Below are 22,963 nucleotides of genomic sequence, written 5' to 3'. Positions count from 1 at the left end.
GACGCCGGGGCGGTGCCGCCCGGTTCCCGGGTCCGGAGCGGGCCGGTCATTCCCGCCGGGCGGTGGGCAGGTGCGGCAGCCGGTCGGCCGCCACCACGCCCTCCAGGTAGCCGCGTGCGCGCTCGGTGCGCGGATAGGCGTCCAGCAGCCGCCAGAAGCGCGGGCCGTGGCCGGGGACCAGCAGGTGGGCGAGTTCATGGAGGAGTACGTAGTCGACGACGTACTCGGGCATGCCCTGGAGCCGGTGGGAGAGCCGGATGCTGCCCTCGGCGGGGGTGCACGAGCCCCAGCGGGTGTTCTGGTTGGTCACCCAGCGCACGGTGGAGGGCCGGGCCCGTCCCTCCAGGTACTGATCGGACAGCGAGGCGGCCCGGGCGGCCAGCTCCGTGTCGCCGAGCATCCGTTTGCTCTCCTGCGCCGCGAGCTTGTCGAGCATCACGGTCACCCAGCGGCGCTCCTCGGCCTCGGACATCCGGGCCGGGATGAGGACGATGGTGCGGTCGCCCTCGCGATAGGCGGAGACGGTTCTGCGTCGGCGGCTGCTCCTGCGGACCTCGACCGCGCGGGGCCCGGAGCCTTGCGGCTGCGTACTCGGGGCGTTGCGCTGGGGCTTCGCGGCACTGTGCAGGGGGTCGGCGGACACGCCTCGACGTTACCGGCTGGGGGCGGGCGAAGTCCCGCCCCGCACGCCGGTGGCAGGCGAACCGCTGCACGGCGTTCCTGACTTGTACGACTATTCCCCATGCCTGTGGACAACTTTCCGCGGCGGTTCCGGATCCGGCGCAAGCTGAAGCCGGATCGCACCGCGCCGGCGGTGTGACCGCGGAACAGGGGGCGGCATGCATCCGATGCTCAAGCCCGCGCTGCGGCGCGGCTGGCGGAACAGGGACACCGTGCAGTTCGGGGTCACCGCGGCACACGCGGTGGTCATGGGCCCGATGGACACCGCCACCGGCACCTTTCTGGAGCTGCTCGACGGGACGCGCGACCTGCCGCTGCTCCGGCGGGAGGCGCAGGCGCTGGGGCTGCCGGAGAGCCGGGCCGACGCACTGGTGGACCGGCTGGGCGCGGCCGGGCTGCTGGACGATCCGACCGGGGGCGGCGAGCCGGGCACCGCGCTGCGGACGGCGCGCGGCGCGTTGGACCGGCTCCGGCCGGACCTGGCGGCCGCGTCGGTGCTGCATCCCGTGCCGGGGGCCGCGATGCGGGTGCTGGGCGCACGGCGGTCGATGCGCGTGCACGTCCGGGGCGCGGGCAGGGTCGGGGCGGCGGTCGCCGCGCTGCTGTCGGCGGCGGGGGTCGGCCGGGTCGAGGTGCTGGACGGCGGCTGTGTCGAGCCGTGGGACGTCACGCCCGCCGGGCTGGCGGCGGACCAGGTCGGCGAGCGCCGGGACGTGGCGGCGCGGCGTCTGGTGCGGCGGGCGGCACCCGCGGCGCAGGCCCGTCGGCGATCGGGTGGGACTCCGGCGGCGGCCGAACCGGGCCTGGCGCTGACGGTGATCGCGCCGCGCGACGGTCTGGCGGCCTACGCTCCCGAGCCGGCGGAAGTAGAGCAGTTGCTCGGCTCCGGGGCTCCTCATCTGTACGCGGGAGTGATCGAGGCCACCGGGGTCGTGGGGCCGCTCGTGGTGCCGGGCGTCACTCCCTGCGCGGGATGCGTCGCGGCCGACCGCGCCGAGCGGGAGCCGTACTGGGGGCGGCTGCTCGCGCAGTGGCGCTCCGGACGCCGTCCGGCGGTGCCCGCCTGCGACACGGCGCTGGCCACCGTGGTCGCAGGCGTCACCGCGGCCCATGCGCTCAGCTTCCTCGACGGGCAGCTGCCGCCCACCGCGGGGTCGCGCCTGGAGCTGGTGCTGCCCGCTCTGACCTGGCACGCGCGATCCATCCGGCCGCACCGGAACTGCGGCTGCGGGGCCGGGGGTAGTGCGGATGAGGGATATGCCTCAGCAGCGCAGACGTCGCACGCAACAATGGCCGGGTGACCGGCGTCCGCTGAGTGGGCGACGGGGGTCCGGGGGGCACCTCCCGGGGACGGCTCAGCTGTAGGAAGTTGGAGGGGCGCATGTCTGATCTTCCGCGCAAGGCGATCACACGTACCGCCAAGTTGGCCGCGCTGCCGTTGGGGTTCGCCGGACGTGCGACGTGGGGACTCGGCAAGCGGATCGGGGGGCGTCCGGCCGAGATCGTCGCCCGCGAGCTGCAACAGCGCACGGCGGAGCAGCTGTTCAAGGTGCTCGGGGAGTTGAAAGGCGGTGCGATGAAGCTCGGGCAGGCGATGTCCGTCTTCGAGTCCGCGCTGCCGGAGGAGATCGCCAAGCCGTATCGCGCGGCCCTGACCAAACTGCAGGAAGCGGCGCCGCCGATGCCCGCCCACACCGTCCGGTCGGCGCTGGCGGAGCGGCTGGGCCCGGACTGGCGCGAGCTGTTCCAGGAGTTCGACGAGAAGCCGGCGGCCGCGGCCTCGATCGGCCAGGTGCACCGCGCGGTATGGCACGACGGCCGTGAGGTCGCGGTGAAGGTGCAGTACCCGGGGGCGGGCGAGGCCCTGCTGTCGGACCTGAACCAACTGAGCCGCTTCGCCAAGGTGCTGGCGCCGCTGGTGCCGGGGCTGGACGTCAAACCGCTGATCGCGGAGCTGCGCGATCGGGTCGCGGAGGAGCTGGACTACGAACTGGAGGCGCGCTCCCAGCAGGCGCACGCGGAGGAGTTCGCCGACGACCCCGATGTGGTGGTGCCCGCTGTGGTGCACCAGGCCGAGAAGGTGCTGGTCACCGAATGGCTGGAGGGCATTCCGCTGTCCGAGGTGATAGCCGGGGGCACCCCCGAGGAGCGGGACCGGGCCGGTCAGTTGCTGACCCGCTTCCTCTTCTCCGGCGCCTCCCGTACGGGACTGCTGCACGCCGACCCGCACCCGGGAAACTTCCGGCTGGTCACCTCGGAGGCCCCGGAGGGGCCGGCGGAGAAGTGGAAGCTCGGGGTGCTGGACTTCGGGACGGTGGACCGGCTGCCGGACGGGCTGCCCGCGGAGATCGGGATCGCCCTGCGGATGACTCTGGAAGGCGACGCCGAGGGCGTGTACGCCTTGATGCGTGAGGAGGGATTCGTCAAGCCGTCGATCGAGCTGGACCCGGAGGCCCTGCTCACCTATCTGCAGCCGATGATCGAGCCGGCGCAGGTGGAGGAGTTCGAGTTCACCCGCACGTGGCTGCGCGGGCAGGCGGCTCGGGTCGCGGACCGCAAGTCGCCGCTGTACGAACTGGGCAACCAGATCAATCTGCCGCCGTCCTACCTGCTCATCCACCGGGTGTGCCTGAGCACGATCGGCGTGTTGGCTCAACTGGGTGCGACGGTGGCGCTGCGTGCCGAACTGGAGGACTGGGTGCCGGGGTTCCTGCCCGCGGAGGACGCGGAAGTGGAGGCAGAGGCGGAGACGGAGACGGAGGAGACTCCGGTCTGAGGGGCGGCGGCCGGGCCCCGCAGCGGGCCGCGACGATGCGGGGCCCGGCCGCCCGCCCGCGTGTGCGGGCCGGGCCTGCCACCTGCCGCGAGGGGGACGCTCCCTACCACCAGGAGGAGTCGAGACGGCTCTCGATGGCCCGGATGTTGTCGCGCGCGCAATCGACGCAGAAGTAGCAGCGCCGGCGGTTCTCGACGGAGCAGGTCCAGTTCAGCGGCATACCCTCGGCGACCGCGCCGCAGCGGGCGCAGGTGACGGTCTCGGACTCCAACTGCACGGCGTCATGCGTGTTCTGGTCCACCTGGAGACGATATCTCCGACGGTCACGCACGGATGGCTAACGCGCCCTCGTCACCCCCTTCGGGGGAGGGTGGTACGCCCGAGGGCCGGTCGTGTGAACCGGCCCTCGGGGTGTGGGTGGGTGTGTGCGGGGCGGCCAGGGTCAGTGCATGACCGCCATGGCCAGCGCTCGGCGGGCGCGGAGCGAGGCGCGCTCGGCCCGGCGCTGCATCCGGCGGGCGGCGGCGAGCCGGACGGCTGCGCGTTGAGACTCCGCCTCGTGCAGTCGTTCACGCATATGGGCACGGGCCAGGGCTTCTGGGATGAGTTGCATTTCTCGGGTCCTGTTCTGGCGCGACTCGGTCGCACCGGCGTTACGGGCGGTGGTGAAGGGGGCCGGCTCGTTGGCGGACGGCGTCATGGTCGGGTCCTGCTTCTTGGGGTCGTGCGTCGAGGGTCGGTCGATCGTTCCGGCGGTGATCATGCGGCGACCGGGTTCTTGCGCGGGCGGCCACGCGGCCGCTTGCGGGCGACGACGACCCCCTGGACGAACAGCTCGCCGCCCCAGACGCCCCAGGGCTCACGACGGTCCTTGGCTCCGGCCAGGCATGCCTCGCGCAGCGGACAGGTCTGGCACAGGGACTTGGCGTACTCGACGTCGGCCGGCGACTCGGCGAAGAAGACCTCCGGGTCGTAGGAGCGGCACGGTACGGCTACGCCGAGGTTCTCGATGGCGTCGTCGAGCTCGGTCAGCGTGGTCGCGGGCGGGGTCAAGGAGTCCTCCGAGAGGTCGGGCGGGGGGATCAGGTCGGTCGATACGGACGGGGTGTGCGCCTTGAGTTGCACGGTGTGTGTTCCTCGTCTCTTCGTTCCGGCTGGTAGGCGGGGGTCGGGGTCTCCTGGCCCCGCCGGGGCAAATCAAAAGGGCCGCGGATCCCGGTGTGGGTTCCGCGGCCCTGGAAGGTGCCGACCTGATCGTGGATCAGGCTGGATGACTCCAGGGTTCGAGCCCGCGGAAGGCCCACATGGGGTGGTGGTGCTGCTGCGTCGTCTGGAAACCGGCACCATTGGCCGCCGTCGCAAAGGCATAGGCATTCGCCTGCGCCACTGCCGCTACCTCAGGTGCCTTGGTCGGTCGCTCGCTGATGCGCGCTTCCAGGGATCCGGACAGACCGGTGCCCTGAAGAAGCAGGGAAGAGCCGAGCGGGCAGGCGAAGACGACCGAGCGATCGGTCATTTTGGTGGTCTTGATGAAGCTGATCACTGTCCTCGCCTCCTCTCGGCGTCTCAGGGACTGGTCGGAACCAGTCCGCGCGTGGCTGTACGACACGGATCCAGCAGACTTTGGAAGGCCCGTTGTCTCCGTGCTCGGAAGGCTATGACTATGCCCTCCGCGGGCGCAAACTATTTTTCCAACGACTTTCCGGGGGTGTCGCGACCGCCCTCGGAAAGATCGCCCAGCGGGTCCCGTACGGGGTCCGCCCCGGCGCACAGTGCCAGAACCTCGGCACCGAACGCGTCGAGCTTGCGCCTTCCTACTCCAGAGATGCCGGAAAGCTCCGGTGCGGTTCCCGGAACGGCCTCGGCAATCGCGAGCAGCGTCTTGTCGGTGAAGACGCAGTAGGTGGGCTGGCCCAGTTCCCTGGCGCGCTCCGCCCGCCAGTCGCGCAGTCGCTCGTACAGCCCCTCGTCCAGTTCGGACGGGCAGTCCTCGCAGCGCATGAGCTTGATCTCACCCGCGTCGGTCAGCGTCCGGCCGCACACCCGGCAGTGCGCCGGGGTCCGCCGCCTGCGCACCCGGCCGGCACCCCGCTCGACACCGCCGGCGCTCTCCCCGGCGAGGGCGGGCCGATAGGCCGAGCCGGTGGCGGCGGACCCCGGCCGCAGTCCCTTGAGGAAGCGGCTGGGCTTGCGTCCCGCACGGCCGCCGGGGGCCCGGCTGAGCGACCAGGAGAGCGTGAGGTGGACGCGTGCCCGGGTCACGCCGACGTAGAGCAGCCGCCGCTCCTCCTCGATCTGCCGGTCCGTCCTGGCGTAGGTGATCGGCATCATGCCCTCGGTCAGGCCGACCAGGAAGACGGCGTCCCACTCCAGGCCCTTGGCGGCGTGCAGTGAGGCGAGCGTCACACCCTCCAGGGTCGGGGCGTGCTGGGCGCTCGCGCGCTCGTCCAGCTCCGCGACGAGGTCGCCGAGCGTGGCGTCCGGCCTGGCCCGCACGAAGTCCTCAGCGAGCCGCACAAGGGCCGCCAGGGACTCCCAGCGGTCCCGCACCGCCCCCGATCCGGCCGGGGGCTCCGGCGTCCAGCCGCGCGTGCCGAGCACGGCACGGACCTGGGAGGGGATATCCGCGTCCAGCAGCGCCGGGTCGCTGCCCCCGGCGCGGGCCGCGCCGCGCAGCAGCAGCCCCGCCTCACGCACCTCGGGCCGCTCGAAGAACCGCTCGGCGCCGCGCAGCTGGTAGGGCACCCCGGCGTCGGCGAGCGCCTGCTCGTACAGCTCGGACTGGGCGTTGACCCGGTAGAGCACCGCGATCTCGCTCGGCCGCACCCCGGAGTCGATCAGTCGGCGGATCCGGCGTGCGGTGCCCTCGGCCTCGGCGGGCTCGTCCCCGTACTCGGTGTAGACCGGGTCGGGGCCCGCGGGCCGCTGGGACACCAGCTCCAGCCGGTGGTCGGCGGCGCGGCCGCTGGCCTGGGCGAGCAGGCCGTTGGCCAGGTGCACGACCTGGGGGGTGGACCGGTAGTCGCGGACCAGCTTGACCACGGTCGCCCCGGGGTGGCGGGTGCGGAAGTCCAGCAGATGGTCGGGGGTGGCGCCGGTGAACGAGTAGATGGTCTGGCTGGCGTCACCGACCACGCACAGGCTGTCCCGGTCGCCGAGCCACAGCTCCAGCAGCCGCTGCTGGAGCGGGCTGACGTCCTGGTACTCGTCGACCACGAAGTGCTGGTACTGGCGGCGCACCTGGTCGGCGATGTCCGGCCGCTCCTGGAGCACGCCGACGGTGAGCAGCAGCACATCCTCGAAGTCGATCACGCCCCGGTCGCGCTTGAGCTGTTCGTACCCCGCGTAGACGCGGGCGATCTCGGCGGCGTCGCGCGGGGCCTCCCGGCCCGCCTTCGCGGCGGCCGCCGGGTAGTCCTCGGGCACGGTCTGGGTGACCTTGGCCCATTCGATCTCGCCGGTGACATCCCGCAGCTCGTTGCGGTCCAGGCGGATGCGGGCACGCGCGGCGGCCTCCGAGACGACCTGGACCTTGCGCTCGACCAGCCGCGGCAGGTCGCCGCCGACCGCCTTCGGCCAGAAGTACTGGAGCTGGCGCAGCGCGGCGGAGTGGAAGGTGCGCGCCTGGACCCCGCCCGCGCCCAGCTGCCGCAGCCGGCCGCGCATCTCGCCCGCGGCGCGGTTGGTGAAGGTGACGGCGAGCACGCTCGCGGGCTGGAGGATGCCCGCGCGCACCCCGTAGGCGATCCGGTGGGTGATCGCGCGGGTCTTGCCCGTGCCCGCTCCGGCCAGCACACACACCGGCCCGTGCAGGGCCAGGGCCACCTCGCGCTGCTCGGGGTCCAGCCCGTCGAGCACCGCGTCGGCATCCCCCGGCGGAGCCGCGTACTCGCTCGGTGCGGCCCCTGGGAAGAGGGTGGAAGGCGTTGCTGCTGTCACCCCGCCATGCTGCCAGGTCCCCGGCGGCGGCCGGTCCCGCTCATCCACAGGCAGGCACCGCCGGTCATACTTATCCGCCTGCCGATGCGCTCCGCCCGCTGCCGGGAATGGCCAGGGGCCAGTGCGCGTTGGACCACTGAAACCATGGCAAGCCCCCCGCCTGACCCAAGGAGCCAAAACCGATGCAGGGCACTGTGACGATGTACAGCACCACCTGGTGCGGCTACTGCCGCCGCCTGAAGAGCCAGATGGACCGCGAGGGGATCGCGTACACGGAGATCAACATCGAGCAGGACCCGGAGTCGGCGGCGTTCGTGGAGAAGGCGAACGGCGGCAACCAGACGGTGCCGACGGTGCTCTTCGCCGACGGTTCCACGCTGACCAACCCCTCTCTGGCGCAGGTCAAGGCCAAGATCGGCTGATCAGCCCTGCGGCAGTGGCTCGCCGTACCACATCTCCACCAGGCGGGCCGCGATGGAGATCCCGGACGGAGGCAGCACCTCTCCGGACTCGAACGCGGCCCGCAGCTCGTCCCGGGAGAACCAGCGCGCCTCGTGGATCTCCTCGCCGTCCACCTGGATCCGCGAGGAGGTGGCACGGGCCATGAAGCCCAGCATCAGGCTGGACGGGAAGGGCCACGGCTGGCTCGCCACGTACTCCACCGACCCGACCGTCACGCCCGCCTCCTCCGCGACCTCGCGGACCACGGCCTGCTCGATCGACTCCCCCGGCTCCACGAAGCCCGCCAGGGTGGAGAAGCGCCCCTCCGGCCAGTGCACCTGCCGCCCGAGCAGCGCCCGGTCCCGGTCGTCGGTCACCAGCATGATCACGGCCGGGTCGGTGCGCGGGTAGTGCTCGGCGCCGCACGCCGGGCAGCGCCTGATGTGCCCGGCCGCCGCGATGACCGTGCGCTCGCCGCAGCGCGAGCAGAAGCGGTGCATGCGCTGCCAGTTCTCCAGCGCCACAGCGTGCGCCAGCAGCCCGGCGTCCCGCTCCGACAGCAGCGCGCCCGCCTCCCGCAGCCCGGCCGGGCGCGCCGACTGGTCCATCCGGCCCGGCAGCGCGTCCTTCTGGAGCGCGAAGTAGCGCACGCCGCCCTCGTCCGTGCCGAGGAAGTAGCGGTGGGTCTCGGTGGGCGGGGCCTCGAACGCCGGGGTCATCACCAGCTCGGTGCGGCCGTCCGGGGCGTCGTCGATCAGGGCCTGCCCGCCGGAGACCACGAACACCCGCGTCGTGGGGTGGCTCCACGCCGCGGCGAGCCACGCCTCGTCCAGTCGGTGGTGCGCGGCGCGGTCGATGCCGCTCTCGGCGGTGAGCGCGATCGGCCGGGCGGCGCGTTGATCGGTCCAGGTGGTCACGGCTGCTTCCAACTCCCCCTACGACGGCGACTTCGGCTGTTGCGTAACGACACGGGTTCGGGTTCTGCGTAACGGCACGGGCTCGGGCTCCGCGTGACGGCTCGGGCGGCTGGGCGCGCGGCGGCGCCGGCTAGTCCGCCGGTGCGGGGCGCCAGCTCTCCGCGAGGTCGCCCCACAGATAGGCGGTCGTCTCGACGCCCTTCATCAGCAGGTCCAGCTCGACCTTCTCGTTGGGCGCGTGCCAGCCGTCGGACGGCACGGAGATCCCCAGGAACAGCACCGGCACCCCGAGCACGTCCCGCAGGTCGGCGGCCGGTCCCGAACCCCCCTCGCGCGTGAAGCGGATCTTCTGCCCGAAGGCGCGTCCCATGGCCCGTACGACGGACTGGAGCGCCGGGTGGTCCAGCGGCGTGAGGCAGGGGCGGGTCGCGCCCCAGAAGGTGATCTCGTGGCGGATGCCGGCCGGGAGGCGCTCGGCCACCCAGGCCCGCACCGACTTCTGGACGGCGTCCGCGTCCTGGCCCGCGACCAGCCGGAACGACAGCTTCAGCTGCGCGGCGGACGGGACGATCGTCTTGCCGCCGGGGCCCTGGTAGCCGCCGCCGATGCCGTTGACCTCGGCGGTCGGCCGGGCCCAGACGCGCTCCAGCGTGGTGTGCCCGGCCTCGCCCAGCGTGGCGTGCGAGTGGGCCGTACGCAGCCAGGCCGACTCGTCGAAGGGCAGCTCGGCGAAGAGCTCGCGCTCGGCCTCGGTGAGCTCTTCCACGCCGTCGTAGAAGCCGGGGATCGCCACCCGGCGGTCGGCGTCGTGCAGCGCGGCGGCCAGCCGGGCGGCCTCCATGGCCGGGTTGGGGACCGCGCCGCCGAAGGAGCCGGAGTGGATGTCCTGGTCCGGGCCGTACAGGTCGATCTGGCAGTCGGTGAGACCGCGCATTCCTGTGCAGACCGTCGGGGTGTCCGCCGACCACATGCCGGTGTCGGAGACGATCACCGCGTCGCACGCGAGGCGGTCGGCGCGGGCGCTCACCAGCGCGGGGAAGTTCGGCGAGCCGGACTCCTCCTCGCCCTCGACGAGCAGCTTGACGTTGACGGCGGGGGCGGTGCGGCCGGTGGCGGCCAGGTGCGCCCGGATGCCGAGGGTGTGGAAGAACACCTGGCCCTTGTCGTCGGCGGCGCCGCGCGCGTACAGCCTGCCGTCGGAGACGACGGGTTCGAAGGGGTCGGTGTGCCAGCCGTCCTCGCGGGCGGCGGGCTGCACGTCGTGGTGTCCGTAGACCAGCACGGTCGGCGCGCCGGGGTCACCGGACGGCCACTCGGCGAAGACGGCCGGTGCGCCGGGGGTGTCCCACACTTCCACGATGGGGAAACCGGTCTCCGCCAGTTTGTCCGCGAGCCACTGGGCACTGCGCCGGACGTCCTCGGCGCGGCCGGGGTCGGCCGACACGGAAGGGATGCGCAGCCACTCGGCGAGGTCGTCGAGGAAGGCGGCGCGGTGGCCGTCGACGAAGGCGCGGACCACGGTGTCCGGGGTGTTGCTCATGGGGACGAGCCTATCGGCCCGGCGGCGCGAGACGCTCCGAGGTCCCCGGTGACCCGGTCCCGGGAGGGGGGTCCTCGCCGGTGAGGATGCGCTCGAGGGCCGGCCGGTCCGGGAGGTCGGTGGGGCGGACGACCTCGCCGTCGCGGACGTACAGGAACGCGGCCGTCACCGCGGAGAGCGGCAGCCCGTGCCGCTCGGCCCAGGCGAGGCGGTAGACCGCGAGCTGGAGCGGGTCGGCGTCGTGCGACCGGCCGGTCTTCCAGTCGACGATCTCGTACGTGTCCCCGTCGGTGCCCCGCTCCCGGTAGACCGCGTCGATCCGGCCGCGGATCGTGCGGCCCGCCAGGACGAGCTGGAACGGCGCCTCGACGCGGTACGGCGTGCGCTTGGCGTACGGGGTGCGGGCGAACGCCTCCTTCAGCTCCGCCAGGTCCCGCTCGTCCGCGATCTCCGGTTCGTCGTCCGCGCCGCCCGGCAGCTCGTCGGGCCCGAGCAGGGGCAGCGGCAGTTCCTCGAAACGCGACTCCACCCACGCGTGGAAGCGCGTGCCACGGCGCGCGGCGGGCTGCGGCGGCCGGGGCATGGGGCGGGCCAGCTCCTCCGCGAAGCCGTCCGGGTCGGCGGCGAGCCGCAGCAGCTGTGTGGCGCTCAGCACGGGCGGTATGGGGACCTCGCGTACGGTCGCGCGGGCGCGCCGCAGCTCACCGGCCAGGGCGTCGAGGTCCCGGTCCCAGGAGGCCGCCAGCCTGGCCTCCTCGGGCACCAGGGGCTCGTCGTCTTCCGGCCGCCGGGCCTCGTGCTGCGGCCGCCTGGGCGCGGGCACGGAGGGGCCGCCGCCGGGGCGCGGGGGCCGGGGCTCCGCCCCAGACTCCGGAGGAACACCGTCATACAGATCGTCGTCCGGCGGCGGGGGCCAGTCCGGGTCCTCGGGTGGCTCGGGCCACGCGTCCTCCTGCCGCTGGGGAGCCCGCACCGCACGGTCAAGGCGGTCCAGGTGGCTCAGAACCGCATCCGCCGCGCGGCGGCGCCTGGCCAGCGCGTCCGGGTCCAGGGGCAGCGGCCACACCCGGTCGGTGGCCACGGCGGCGCGCAGGGCCGGGTTCTCCTCGTCCTCGCCCGGCGGCTCCGCCCACGCCTCGACCTCGCCGTGGTCCGCGCCCGCCTCGCAGTGCGCGCGCAGCGCCTCGAGGAACGCCGACGGTCCGCGCGGCTTCTTCTGGGTAGGTCCCCACCAGTGGCCGGAGCCGAGCAGCAGGGAGCGGGGGCGGGTGAAGGTGACGTACCCCAGACGCAGTTCCTCGGTGCGCTGGTGCTCCTTCATGGCGTCCTTGAAGGCCGCCATGCCCTTGCTGTGCCAGGCGTCGACGTCCGGGAGGGTCGCGGCGTCACCGCGCAGGGCGTGCGGCAGCACCTTCGCGTGTCCCGTCCAGGACTCCCGTGCCTGCTCGCTGGGGAACTGCCTGGCGACCAGGCCGGGGACCGCCACCACGTCCCACTCCAGGCCCTTGGACTTGTGGGCGGTGAGCACCTTGACGGTGTTCTCGCCCCCGGGGAGGGCGTTGTCCAGGCCCTTCTCGTACTGAGCGGCGGTGCGCAGGAAGCCGAGGAAGGCCAGCAGCGTGGACTCGCCGTCCAGGGCGGCGAAGTCGGCGGCGACGTCCAGGAAGTTGTGCAGCGTCTCGCGGCGGCGGGCGGCCAGCGCGTGCGGCGAGGCCGACAGCTCGACCTCGAGACCGGTGACCGCGAGCACCCGGTGGAGCACGTCCATGAGCGGATCGGCGAGGCAGCGGCGCAGGTCGCGGAGCTCGGCGGCGAGCCGGGCGAAGCGCACCCGCGCCTCGGTCGAGAAGGGCAGCCCGTCGTCGCCCGCTCCCCCGCCCTCGCCTACCGGTCCTCCAGGGCTGAGGAACGTGTCGAGGGCGTCCGCGAGAGAGACGACCTCGGCCGGGTCCACGCCCTCGACCGCCTCGGCGAGCCGCCGGTCGGGGTCCGCCCCGGCGTCGTCGCCGTGTCCGGTCCGTACGAGCAGGCGGGCGCGGCGGCCGAGCAGGGCCAGGTCGCGGGGGCCGATGCGCCAGCGCGGGCCGGTCAGCAGCCGTACGAGCGCGGCGTTGGCGGACGGGTCCTGGAGCACCTCGCACACGGCGACGAGATCGGCGACCTCCGGCAGGTGCAGCAGCCCGGACAGGCCGACCACCTCCACCGGGACGTCCCGCGCCACCAGGGCGCCCTGGATCTCGGCGAAGTCCGTGGCGGTGCGGCACAGGACCGCGATCTCGCCCGGCGGAGTGCCGGTGCGCACCAGATGGGCGAGGGAGTCGGCGAGCCAGGCGAGCTCCTCCGCGTGGGTGGGCAGCAGGGCGCAGCGCACCAGCCCCTGCTGCTCTGCGCCGGGGGCGGGGCGCAGCGCCTCGACGCCCTCGTGGAGGGCGCGCAGCGGCGCGGCCAGGGTGTTGGCGAGGGCGAGGAGACGACCGCCGCTGCGCCGGTTCTCACTGAGGGCGAAGCGCCGCGCGGGGCGGCCGTCGGAGTGCCGGAAGTGCTCGGGGAAGTCGTCCAGGTTCGCCACGGAGGCGCCGCGCCAGCCGTAGATGGCCTGGCAGGGGTCGCCGACCGCGGTGACGGCATGCCCGGTGCCGTCGCCGAAGAGGCCGGACAGCAGCAGCCGCTGGGCGACGGAGGTGTCCTGGTACTCGTCCAGCAGCACGACCGTGAACTCCTCGCGCAGCATCCGGCCGACCTCCGGCCGGGTGCGGGCGAGGGTGGCGGACAGCGCGATCTGGTCGCCGAAGTCCAGCAAGTCCCGGCGGCGCTTCTCGGCGCGGTAGGACTCGACGAGGGAGAGCAGCTCCAGGCGGGCGCGGGCGGCCTCGGGCGCCTTGCGCAGCGCCTCGTTGGTGAGCTTGACGCCGTCGAGCGCGGCCAGCAGCTCGGTGTCGTACTCCCGCAGCCGCTCGGCGGGCACCAGGTGCTCGGCGAGCTCCCCGTCCAGGGCGAGCAGGTCGGTGACGAGGTCGGCGAAGGGCCGGGTGAGCGCCGGATACGGGCCGGGGGCGGTGCGCAGCACCTGGGCGGCGAGCTGGAAGCGGGTGGCGTCGGCGAGCAGCCGGGCGGTCGGTTCGAGACCGACGCGCAGTCCGTGGTCCTTCAGCAGCTGTCCGGCGAAGGCGTGGTAGGTGGAGATCCGGGGTTCGCCCGGGGCCTGCTCGGGGTCGGCGAGGGCCTGGCCGGAGTCGGCACGAGCCTGGCCGGAGTCGGCACGAGCCTGGCCGGAGTCGGCGGGGACCCGGCCGGAGTCGGGAGCCCGGCCGGAGTCGGCGGGGGACGGATCGGGATCGGTGACACCGGCCTTGACCAGGGCCTTTCGCACCCGTTCCGCCAGCTCTCCGGCGGCCTTGTTGGTGAAGGTCAGGCCCAGCACCCGCGCGGGCTCGACCTGGCCGGTGCCCACCAGCCACACGACCCGCGCGGCCATCACCGTCGTCTTGCCGGAGCCGGCTCCGGCCACGATCACCTGCGGGGCGGGCGGCGCGGTGATGCAGGCCGTCTGCTCCGGGGTGAACGGGATGCCGAGGAGCTCCTTGAGCTGCTCGGGGTCCGTGAGGCGTGGTGACACCCGAAAGAGGCTAGCCGCAGCCGCCGACAGCGAGGGGCGCCTGTGGATAAGGGGGCGTCTGTGGATAAGTGGGGGCCGGGGGCTACTCCACGACGTGGCGGCCCTCGGGCCGCGCGCTGCACGCGTGCCGGAACGCGCAGCGACCGCAGTGGTCGCCCGTGGTCGGGGTGAAACGCTCGTCCAGGACGCGGCCCGCCGCGTCGGCGAGCAACTCGCCGACCCACTCCCCGCTCAGCGGCTCCTGGGCCTGCACCTTGGGCACGGCCTCGCCGCCGTCCTTCTTGGCGGCGGCCTGCCGGAGCTGGACGAGTTCGGCGCCGCCCGGCTGGGGGCGGGCGCCGTCGAAGAGGTCGTCCACCGCGCCCTCGCGGACGGCGAGCTGGTAGACCGCGAGCTGCGGATGCCGGGCCACGGCATCCCGGGCGACGGGCTGCCTGCCAGTCTTGAAGTCGACGACGTACGCGTGTCCGGCGTCGTCCCGCTCGACCCGGTCCATGCTGCCGCGGATCCGCACCTGGTGGGCGCCGGCCTCCAACGTGACGTCGAAGTCGTGCTCCGTGGCGACGGGGGTGCGGCCGCCGCGCTCCATGACGTGCCAGCGCAGGAACCGCTCCAGCGCCGCCCGCGCGTTCTCCTTCTCCTGCCGTGACTTCCACGGCGCGTCGAAGGCGAGGGCCTCCCATACGGAGTCCAGTCGCTCCATGAGGACGGCCAGATCGGCCGGGGTGCGCCCGGAGGCCACCTCGTCGGCCAGTACGTGCACGACGTTGCCGAACCCCTGGGCGGCGGTCGCGGGCTCGTCGGCCTTGACCTCCCGGCCCAGGAACCACTGGAGGGAGCAGGTGTTCACCAGCTGGTCCAGTGCGCTGCCGGACAGCGCGACGGGCCGGTCGCGGTCGCGCAGCGGGGCCGCGCCGTGCGTCGGCTCGTCCAGGCCCCACCAGCGGGAGGGGTGGGCCGCCGGGACGAGCGGCTGGCCGTCGTCGCGCAGCGCCGCGAGCCGGGCCAGCCGCCGGGCGGCGGCGTCCCGCAGCGCGTCCGAGGCGTCCGGGTCGACGGTGGTGGCGCGCAGCTCGGCGACGAGCGCGGCGACGGACAGCGGGCGGCGCGGGCGGTGGGTGACGTCGACGGGCTCGACGCCCAGTTCGGCGAGGAAACGGGAGGGCTGGTCGCCGTCCTCGGCGGCGGCCTTGACGGCGGTGGCGACCAGGCGTTCGCGGGCCCGGGTGGCCGCGACGTAGAACAGCCGCCGCTCCTCGGCGAGCAGCGCGCCCTGGGACAGCGGCTCGGCCAGCCCGTCCCGGCCGATGCGGTCGGCTTCGAGCAGCGAACCGCGCCGCCGCAGGTCGGGCCAGAGCCCTTCCTGCACGCCCGCGACCACCACCAACCGCCACTGGAGGCCCTTGGCACGGTGCGCGGTCATCAGGCGTACGGCGTCGGGGCGGACGGCGCGGCCGGAGAGGGTGTCGGCGGCGATGTCCTGGGCGTCGAGCTCCTCCAGGAAGTTGAGCGCGCCGCGGCCGCCGGTCCGCTCCTCGGCGCGGGCGGCGGTCTCGAAGAGCGCGCATACGGCGTCCAGGTCGCGGTCGGCGTTGCGGCCGGCGGCGCCGCCGCGGTGCGCGGCCTGCCGCAGACGCTGCGGCCAGCGGGTGCCGTCCCACAGCTCCCACAGCGCCTGCTCGGCGGTGCCGCCGTCGGCGAGCAGCGTGCGCGCGCGGCGCAGCAGCAGGCCGAGTTGCCGCGCCGCGCGCGCGTAGGAGGCGTCGTGGGCGACCAGCCGCTCGGGTTCGGCGAGCGCTTCGGCGAGCAGGACGTCGGACGGGCGCGGCACGGCGGCCCCGGCGGCGCGCTCCTCTTCGCGCAGGGCACGGCCGAGGCGGCGCAGGTCGGCGGCGTCCATGCCGCCGAGCGGGGAGGTGAGCAGGGCGAGCGCGGTCTCGGCGTCCATGCCGGACGCGCCGCCTGCCGACGCGGATCCCTCGGTTCCGGTGCCGTGGCCGCCTTCTGGGACGCCCGCGCCATCGGCGCCTTCGTGATCGTCTTCCACCGACGCAGGCCCCGGCGCCCCGACGCCATGCCCGCCCTCCTGATCGCCCTCCGCCGACGCGGGCCCCGGCTCATCGGCGCCGTCCTCGGGAAACGCGCCGACCGGTCCGGTCCCCGCCGTGTCCCGCAGGGCCGCCGTCGCCGCCACGCGCAGGGCCGTGAGCAGCGGGGCCACCGCCGGTTCGTTCCGGAGGGGGATGTCGTCGCCGTCCACGTCCACCGGTACGCCCGCGGCCGTCAGCGCGCGGCGCACGCCCGGCAGCGAGCGGCCTCCGGCGCGTACCAGGACGGCCATGTCGCGCCATGGCACCCCGTCCTCCAGGTGGGCGCGGCGCAGGACGTCGGCGATGTTGTCCAGCTCCGCCCCGGCCGTCGGGTACGTGTACGCCTCGACCCGGCCGCCGGGCCGCGCGGCAGCCAGGTCGCGGTGCGCGCGGACCGCGTCCGCCGGAAGCCTGGTCAGCGGCATCCGCTGGGCGATCAGCCGGGTGGCGGCCAGCAGGGCGGCGCCCGAGCGCCGGGACGTGCCGAGGACGGCCACGGGCGCCGGTGTGCCGTCGGTGCGCGGGAAGGCGTGCGGGAAGTCGAGGATGCCGCCCACGTCGGCGCCGCGGAAGGCGTAGATCGACTGGTCGGGGTCGCCGAAGACGACGAGCGTGCGGCCCGTCCGCCGTCCGGCATCGCCTCCGGCCGAAGGCCCGCCGCGTCCGGGCTCCCGGGTGCCCGACAGCGCGTGCAGCAGCCGCACCTGTGCCACGTCCGTGTCCTGGTACTCGTCGACGAAGACCGCGTCGTAGGCCCCGGCCAGCTCCGCCGCGACGTGCGGGCGCTCGGCGAGCAGCACCGCCCGGTGCACCAGTTCGGCGTAGTCGAGGACGCCCTGGGCGTCGAGGACGTCGAGGTACTCGGCGAGGAAGGCCGCGGCGGCGCCCCAGTCGGGCCGCCCGGTCCTGGCGGCGAAGGCGCCGAGGGCGTCGGGGCCCAGGCCCAGTTCGCGGCTGCGCGCGAGGACCGCGCGCACCTCGTCGGCGAAGCCCCGCGTGGTCAGGCAGGCACGCAGTTCGTCCGGCCAGTGGGCGGTGGCCCGGCCCTCGCGGGCGAGCTCGGTCTGGCCCGCGAGGAGTTCCCTGACGACGACGTCCTGCTCCGGACCGGACAGCAGCCGCAGCGGATCGGCGAAGAGGTCGGCGTCCTGGTGGGCGCGGACCAGGGCGTAGGAGTAGGAGTGGAAGGTAGTGGCCTGGGGGGCGCGTGCGCCCCCAGACGCGCCGCCATCCGATCGCGCAGGTCGACCGCCGCCTTGCGGCTGAACGTCAGCACCAGCAGTCGATCGGGGTCGGCGCCCCGCCGTACGCGCTCGGCGACCGCCTCCACCAGCGTGGTGGTCTTGCCGGTGCCCGGTCCGGCGAGCACCAGGAGCGGCCCGTCCGCATGGTCGACCACGGCACGTTGCCGGGCGTCCAGGACAGGAGGGGTGACCGGCCCCGGGCGGGTACGTACCAGACGGTACGTACCCGTGGACGGCTGCCGCGCCTGCCGCTGCCGCGCAAGGGACGAGGAGGAGGAGCTCACGTGGATCGCCGGTCCTGGTGGGTGTGCTGGGTTTCGAACGGCCGCATGCGGCACAGCCGTGTCCGGTACGACCGGATCCGCCGGGTGGTGGCCGGGCGGTGAGGCCGGTCGGCGTGCCGCGGGCGGCACAGGGCTCCCCCGACGCTACGCCAGTGCGGGCGGGGGCCGGTCGGCCGCGCCCTCCTGTGCGGCGGCGGTCCGCCGCGCGGACGGCCCGCGGGGCCGGAGGCGGACGCGAAGCCGTCCGGTCACGGAAGCTGTCAGGTGTGAGGGATGTCTCCGTCGACGCCGCCGTCCCAGCGGGCCGCGGCCAGATCGAGGCGCGGTATGTGGCCGTGGGCGCCGCGCGCCGCCGCCCGCAGCGGCGTGCCCTCCTCCTGGTAGTGCCCCAGGGCGCGGACTTCGTGGCCGGGCAGCAGGCGGCCGTCCGCGCGGACCACGCGCCACCAGGGCACGGCCCCTCCGTAGAGCGCCATGACGCGCCCGACCTGTCGGGGGCCGCCCTCGCCCAGCCATTCGGCGACGTCCCCGTACGTCATCACCCGGCCGGGCGGAATCAGTTCGGCGACCTCCAGGACCCGCTCCGCGTACTCGGGCAGGGGCGATCCCCCGGCGTCGTCGGGTGCCCCGGCACCGCCGACCGGGGGAGCGTCCGCGGCCCCCGCTTCCTCGCTCTCCGGACTCATCCGGCCCATCTTGCCGTACGCCACCGACAACGCCCGGGGAAACGGCGTCAGCGGTCGGCCCCGAATTCGGTCACCCTCTGTACGACGACCGGCTACAGTCCGTACGATCCGAATTTCACGGCCCCGAGACACCCCCTGATGCCCTCCTCCTCAGCCCGGTCATGCCACCATCTTCCGGGCGGTGACTGGTGATACGAGATCAAGAAGAAACAGACGTGCAGCAAGGTGCGCAGCCTCCGGACGAGGCCCGCGCCCCTGACGTGCTGCCGCGCGCCCCACGGACCCCGCTGACCAAGTCCGCCCCCGAATCCCAGGACCCGCCCGCGCCCCAGGACCCGCCTCCGGCCGAGGCCGACGACGACGACGGTGGCGAGCCCGCCGGCGAGCACGGCGACACGCACGACGACACACACCCCGACCACCGCCCGCACGGCAGCCACGCCATCTCCGGCGAGGGCCCCGACCCGCGGATCGGCCGGGTCTCCGGCGACGAGCCGCTGCTCCCCGCCCGCGTCCACCGCCCCTCCGACCTGCTGCGGCTGCTGCTCGGCATCCTCGGCATCGGCATCGTCCTGGCCATCTCCGCCTTCGCGCACGGCACCACCAGCGGCCTGGAGAAGGACATCGGCGAGGGCACCGAGCAGGCGCCCGCGCTGCTGATCGACCTGACGGGTCTCGGCGCCAGCGTCGCGGTGCTCATCCTGCCGGTGGCCTTCGCCGTCGAACGGCTGGTCAAACGCGACGGGCTGCGGATCGCGGACGGCGTACTCGCCGCCGTACTCGCCCACGGCGTCTCCCTTGCCACCGACCTGTGGGTCGCCGAGGGCGCTCCCGACTCGATCCGCGAGGCGCTCACCCAGGAGTCGCCGGGCGGCACGTTCAGCGATCCCGTGCACGGCTATCTGGCCCCGGTCATCGCCTATATGACCGCCGTCGGCATGGCCCGCAGGCCGCGCTGGCGGGTGGCCATGTGGTGCGTGCTGCTGCTGGACGCCTTCGCGGTGCTCATCGGCGGCTACACGACGCCGTTCGCCATCGTCATCACCGTGCTGATCGGCTGGACGGTGGCCTACGGCACGCTGTACGCGGTCGGCTCCCCGAATGTGCGGCCCACTGGGCAGCACCTCCTCGCCGGGCTGCGCCGCGTCGGCTTCAAGCCCGTCAGCGCGATGCGCTCCGAGGACGCCGAGCCGTACGACACCGACGGCGCCGCCGCAGCGCAGAGTGACCGCGGCCGCCGGTATCTGGTCACGCTGGAGGACGGCCCGCCGCTGGACGTGACGGTCGTGGACCGCGAGCAGCAGGCCCGCGGCTTCTTCTACCGCCTGTGGCAGCGGCTCGCGCTGCGCAGCATCACCCAGCCCCGCAGCCTCCAGTCGCTGCGCCAGGCGCTGGAGCAGGAGGCGCTGCTGGCGTACGCGGCGATCGCCGCCGGCGCCGCGGCGCCCAAACTGATCGCCACCTCCGAGCTGGGCCCGGACGCCGTGATGCTGGTCTACGAGCACATCGGCGGCCGCTCGCTGAACTCCCTGCCGGACGAGGAGGTCACCGACGAGCTGCTGGCGAGCGCCTGGCACCAGGTCAAGGCGCTCCAGTCGCGTCGGATCGCCCATCGCAGGCTGGACGGCGACGCGCTCCTGGTGGATCGTTCCGGCAGGGTGATCCTCACCGACCTGCGCGGCGGCGAGATCGCGGCGGGCGACCTGGTCCTGCGGATGGACATCGCGCAGCTGCTCACCACGCTCGCGCTGCGGGTCGGCCCGGAGCGTTCGGTGGCCGCCGCCGTGGACGTCCTCGGCCCGGACACGGTCGCCGACGCGCTTCCGCTGCTGCAGCCACTCGCCCTCAACCGCGGCACCCGTGCGACGCTGCGCCAGCTGGCGCGGGAGCGCGCGCAGCGCCAGCGCGAGGCGGTCCTGGAGGCGTCCCGCGCCAGGAAGGCCGCCAAGGAGGCCCGCGAGGCGGTGGACGCCGAGGCGGCGCGGGAGCCGGAGACCGGGACCGGCCGGCCCGGCCAGGTCAGCGACCGCAAGGCGGCCAAGGCCGAGAAGCAGGCGGTGAAGGCGCAGAAGGAGGCCGAGAAGCGCGCGATCGACGAGGCGCTGGAGGAGGCCCGCGAGGAGGACCTGCTCTCCCGGATCCGGCAGCAGGTGCTGCTCAAGCGGCCGCAGGCGCCCATAGAGCCGGTGCGCCTGGAGCGCATCAAGCCGCGCACGCTGGTGACCTTCTGTGCCGGTGCCTTCGCCGCGTACTTCCTGCTGTCCCAGTTCACCCACATCCAGCTGAGCACGGTGATCAGCGGCGCGAACTACTTCTGGGTGGCGATCGCGCTCGTCTTCTCCGCGCTCACCTATGTGGCCGCGGCGATCAGCCTGCTGGGGTTCGTCCCGGAGAAAGTGCCGTTCGGGCGGACGGTGCTGGCGCAGGTCGCCGCCTCGTTCGCCAAGCTGGTGGCGCCCGCGGCGGTCGGCGGCGTGGCGCTCAACACCCGCTTCCTCCAACGCGCGGGGGTGCGGCCGGGTCTGGCGGTGGCGAGTGTGGGCGCCTCCCAGCTCTTCGGCCTGGCCAGCCACATCATCCTGCTGATGACCTTCGGCTACATCACCGGGACCGAGCGCACCCCGACGCTCTCGCCGTCCCGCACCGTGATCGCCGGGCTGCTGACGGCCGCCGTACTGGCGCTGGTGGTGACGGCGATCCCCGCAATGCGGAAGTTCGTTTCCACTCGCGTGCGTTCGCTGTTCGCCGGTGTCGTCCCGCGCATGCTGGACGTCCTCCAGCGGCCCCAGAAGCTGGTGGCGGGCATCGGCGGGATGCTGCTGCTCACGGCCGCCTTCGTGATGTGCCTGGACGCGTCGATCAGGGCGTTCGGCGGCGATCTGAGCTACGCGAGCATCGCCGTGGTGTTCCTCGCGGGCAACGCGCTGGGGTCGGCGGCGCCCACCCCGGGCGGTGTCGGCGCGGTCGAGGCGGCGCTGATCACCGGTCTGACCTTCGCGGGCCTGCCGTACGAGACCGCGACCCCGGCGGTGTTCCTCTTCCGGCTGATGACATTCTGGCTGCCGGTACTGCCGGGTTGGCTGTCCTTCACCCACCTCACACGCAAAGAGGCACTGTAAAAATGCCGAGTTCCATACGGACCACGCGATCCAGAGCCCTGGTCTCCGCAGCCCTCGTGCTCGCGCTCGCCGCCCTCACCGGCTGCGGCGGGGACGACGACAAGGACAGCGCGTCCGACCCCTCCTCCTCGGCCCCCGCGGGCGGCCTGCCCGCCGCCCTCACCCAGCAGAAGCTGGACTGGAAGGAGTGCGCGGCCCCGACCTCGGCGCAAGGCGGCGGCGAGGCGCCGGGCGGCGACTGGCAGTGCGCCACCCTCAAGGCCCCGCTGGACTACGCCAAGCCGGACGGGGACACCATCGACGTCGCCCTGACCCGCGCCCAGGCCAAGGACAAGGGCAAGCGGATCGGCTCCCTCGTCTTCAACTTCGGCGGTCCCGGCGGCTCCGGCATCACCGGGCTCCCCGGCTTCGCCGAGGAGTACGACACCCTGCGCTCGCGCTACGACCTGGTGAGCTTCGACCCGCGCGGCGTGGGCGAGAGCTCGGGCGTGCGCTGCCTGGGCGACAAGGAACTCGACACGTACTACACGACGGTCGACGGCTCACCGGACGACGACGCCGAGGTGACGGCGCTGACCGCCGCCACCAAGAAGTACGACGACGCCTGCCGGAAGAACTCCGGCAAGGTGCTGCCCTACGTCGACACGGTCAGCGCCGCCCGAGACATGGACCTGATGCGCCAGGTCCTCGGCGACAAGAAGCTGTACTACTTCGGCATCTCCTACGGCACGGAGCTGGGCGGCGTCTACGCCCACCTCTACCCGAAGAACGTGGGCCGCTCGGTGCTGGACGCGGTCGTCGACCCGACCGAGGACCCGGTCACGGGCTCCATCGCCCAGGCCAAGGGCTTCCAGCTGGCGCTCGAGAACTACATGAAGGACTGCGCCAAGCAGGGTCGGCTCTGCCCGACCGGCAAGGGGGGCGCCGCGGGCAGCCAGAAGATCGTCGCGCTGCTGAACAAGCTGGACAAGAAGCCGCTGGAGACCGAGGACGGGCGCAAGCTCACCCAGGAGCTGGCGCTCACCGGCATAGGGGCCGCGCTCTACGACAAGGAAGCCTGGCAGTACCTGACGATCGCGCTGAACGAGGCGATGCGGGCGGGCAAGGGCAACACGCTGCTCCTCCTGGCCGACTCCTACCTCAGCCGTGACGACCAGGGCCGGTACGCCAACATCCAGGCGGCCAACCGCGCCATCAACTGCGTCGACGACAAGCAGCGGTACACGGTCGAGGACGTGCGGGCGAAGCTGCCGGAGTTCCGCAAGGCGTCGCCGGTCTTCGGCGAGTCCATGGCCTGGGGCATGACCAGTTGCACCGGCTGGCCCGCCGCAGGCAAGACCGAGCACCCGGAGGTCAGCGCGAAGGGCTCGGCCCCGATCCTCGTCATCGGCAACACCGGCGACCCGGCGACCCCGTACGAGGGCGCGCGGAAGATGGCCAAGGAGCTGGGCGACGGCGTGGGCATCGAGGTCACTTTGAAGGGCGAGGGCCACGGCGGCTACAACAGCGGCAACAGCTGCCTGAAGCAGGCCGTCGACGCCTACCTGCTGGAGGGCAAGGTTCCCGCGAGCGGCACGACCTGCTCGTAAGGACCTGCGCGCGTAACGCGAAGGGGCAGGGCCGCTGCGAC

General features: G+C 73.7%; 15 protein-coding genes and 1 pseudogene. 5 read left to right on the top strand and 11 right to left on the bottom strand.

Annotation, left to right across the window (positions count from 1 at the left end):
* Positions 1-46 precede the first annotated feature (46 nt).
* Positions 47-643: a M48 family metallopeptidase gene (locus Q3Y56_RS23505; RefSeq protein ID WP_304463827.1), complete on the bottom strand. Its 597-nt coding sequence runs from the start codon at positions 641-643 to the stop codon at positions 47-49.
* 196 nt (positions 644-839) lie between these two features.
* Between Q3Y56_RS23505 and Q3Y56_RS23500 the strand changes: the two genes are divergently transcribed.
* Both Q3Y56_RS23500 and Q3Y56_RS23495 read left to right on the top strand, forming a co-directional pair.
* The gene (locus Q3Y56_RS23500; RefSeq protein WP_304463826.1) at positions 840-1,982 is read left to right on the top strand and encodes a ThiF family adenylyltransferase; all 1,143 of its coding nucleotides are present in this window, start codon (positions 840-842) and stop codon (positions 1,980-1,982) included.
* Between the two features lie 80 nt (positions 1,983-2,062).
* Positions 2,063-3,457, top strand: a complete 1,395-nt coding sequence (locus Q3Y56_RS23495; protein ID WP_304463825.1) for an AarF/ABC1/UbiB kinase family protein — start codon at positions 2,063-2,065, stop codon at positions 3,455-3,457.
* 103 nt (positions 3,458-3,560) lie between these two features.
* Here the strand turns inward: Q3Y56_RS23495 and Q3Y56_RS23490 are convergent, their stop codons facing one another.
* The 5 genes from Q3Y56_RS23490 to Q3Y56_RS23470 form a co-directional block, all read right to left on the bottom strand.
* On the bottom strand, positions 3,561-3,758 hold the full coding sequence (locus tag Q3Y56_RS23490; protein ID WP_304463824.1) for a hypothetical protein: 198 nt from the start codon (positions 3,756-3,758) through the stop codon (positions 3,561-3,563).
* Between the two features lie 141 nt (positions 3,759-3,899).
* Positions 3,900-4,220: a hypothetical protein gene (locus Q3Y56_RS23485; protein ID WP_304463823.1), complete on the bottom strand. Its 321-nt coding sequence runs from the start codon at positions 4,218-4,220 to the stop codon at positions 3,900-3,902.
* Positions 4,217-4,582 carry a WhiB family transcriptional regulator gene (locus tag Q3Y56_RS23480; RefSeq protein WP_304463822.1) on the bottom strand — a complete coding sequence of 122 codons (366 nt, stop codon included), beginning with the start codon at positions 4,580-4,582 and terminating at the stop codon, positions 4,217-4,219. The genes Q3Y56_RS23485 and Q3Y56_RS23480 overlap by 4 nt, the downstream gene beginning before the upstream one ends.
* A gap of 136 nt (positions 4,583-4,718) precedes the next feature.
* Positions 4,719-5,000, bottom strand: coding sequence for a hypothetical protein (locus Q3Y56_RS23475; protein WP_304463821.1), 282 nt, complete (start codon positions 4,998-5,000; stop codon positions 4,719-4,721).
* 140 nt (positions 5,001-5,140) lie between these two features.
* Complete coding sequence (locus Q3Y56_RS23470; protein ID WP_304463820.1) at positions 5,141-7,396, bottom strand: ATP-dependent DNA helicase UvrD2; 2,256 nt, start codon at positions 7,394-7,396, stop codon at positions 5,141-5,143.
* Positions 7,397-7,578: 182 nt separating this feature from the next.
* Between Q3Y56_RS23470 and Q3Y56_RS23465 the strand changes: the two genes are divergently transcribed.
* A complete protein-coding gene (locus Q3Y56_RS23465) occupies positions 7,579-7,818 on the top strand; it encodes a mycoredoxin (protein WP_304463819.1) in 240 nt (79 codons plus the stop codon).
* Here Q3Y56_RS23465 and nudC read toward each other — a convergent pair whose 3' ends face one another.
* From nudC to Q3Y56_RS23440, 5 genes and pseudogenes are all read right to left on the bottom strand, one after another.
* The gene (nudC, locus tag Q3Y56_RS23460) at positions 7,819-8,754 is read right to left on the bottom strand and encodes an NAD(+) diphosphatase (protein WP_304463818.1); all 936 of its coding nucleotides are present in this window, start codon (positions 8,752-8,754) and stop codon (positions 7,819-7,821) included.
* Between the two features lie 130 nt (positions 8,755-8,884).
* Positions 8,885-10,294, bottom strand: a complete 1,410-nt coding sequence (locus Q3Y56_RS23455; RefSeq protein ID WP_304463817.1) for a dipeptidase — start codon at positions 10,292-10,294, stop codon at positions 8,885-8,887.
* A 10-nt stretch (positions 10,295-10,304) separates the two neighbouring features.
* Complete coding sequence (locus tag Q3Y56_RS23450; RefSeq protein ID WP_304463816.1) at positions 10,305-13,910, bottom strand: ATP-dependent DNA helicase; 3,606 nt, start codon at positions 13,908-13,910, stop codon at positions 10,305-10,307.
* Positions 13,911-13,992: 82 nt separating this feature from the next.
* A pseudogene (locus Q3Y56_RS23445) lies at positions 13,993-17,528 on the bottom strand (ATP-dependent helicase).
* 260 nt (positions 17,529-17,788) lie between these two features.
* Positions 17,789-18,214: an MGMT family protein gene (locus Q3Y56_RS23440; RefSeq protein WP_304463815.1), complete on the bottom strand. Its 426-nt coding sequence runs from the start codon at positions 18,212-18,214 to the stop codon at positions 17,789-17,791.
* Positions 18,215-18,402: 188 nt separating this feature from the next.
* Here Q3Y56_RS23440 and Q3Y56_RS23435 point away from each other — a divergent pair, with 188 nt between their 5' ends.
* The gene (locus Q3Y56_RS23435; protein WP_304463814.1) at positions 18,403-21,333 is read left to right on the top strand and encodes a flippase-like domain-containing protein; all 2,931 of its coding nucleotides are present in this window, start codon (positions 18,403-18,405) and stop codon (positions 21,331-21,333) included.
* A 2-nt stretch (positions 21,334-21,335) separates the two neighbouring features.
* On the top strand, positions 21,336-22,922 hold the full coding sequence (locus Q3Y56_RS23430; protein ID WP_304463813.1) for an alpha/beta hydrolase: 1,587 nt from the start codon (positions 21,336-21,338) through the stop codon (positions 22,920-22,922).
* The last annotated feature ends 41 nt before the right edge of the window (positions 22,923-22,963 follow it).

Origin of the sequence: Streptomyces sp. XD-27, from assembly GCF_030553055.1 — a bacterium.
Taxonomy (GTDB): domain Bacteria; phylum Actinomycetota; class Actinomycetes; order Streptomycetales; family Streptomycetaceae; genus Streptomyces.
The sequence above is the reverse complement of the archived record's forward strand: the minus strand, read 5'-3'. Positions and strand labels throughout refer to the sequence as shown.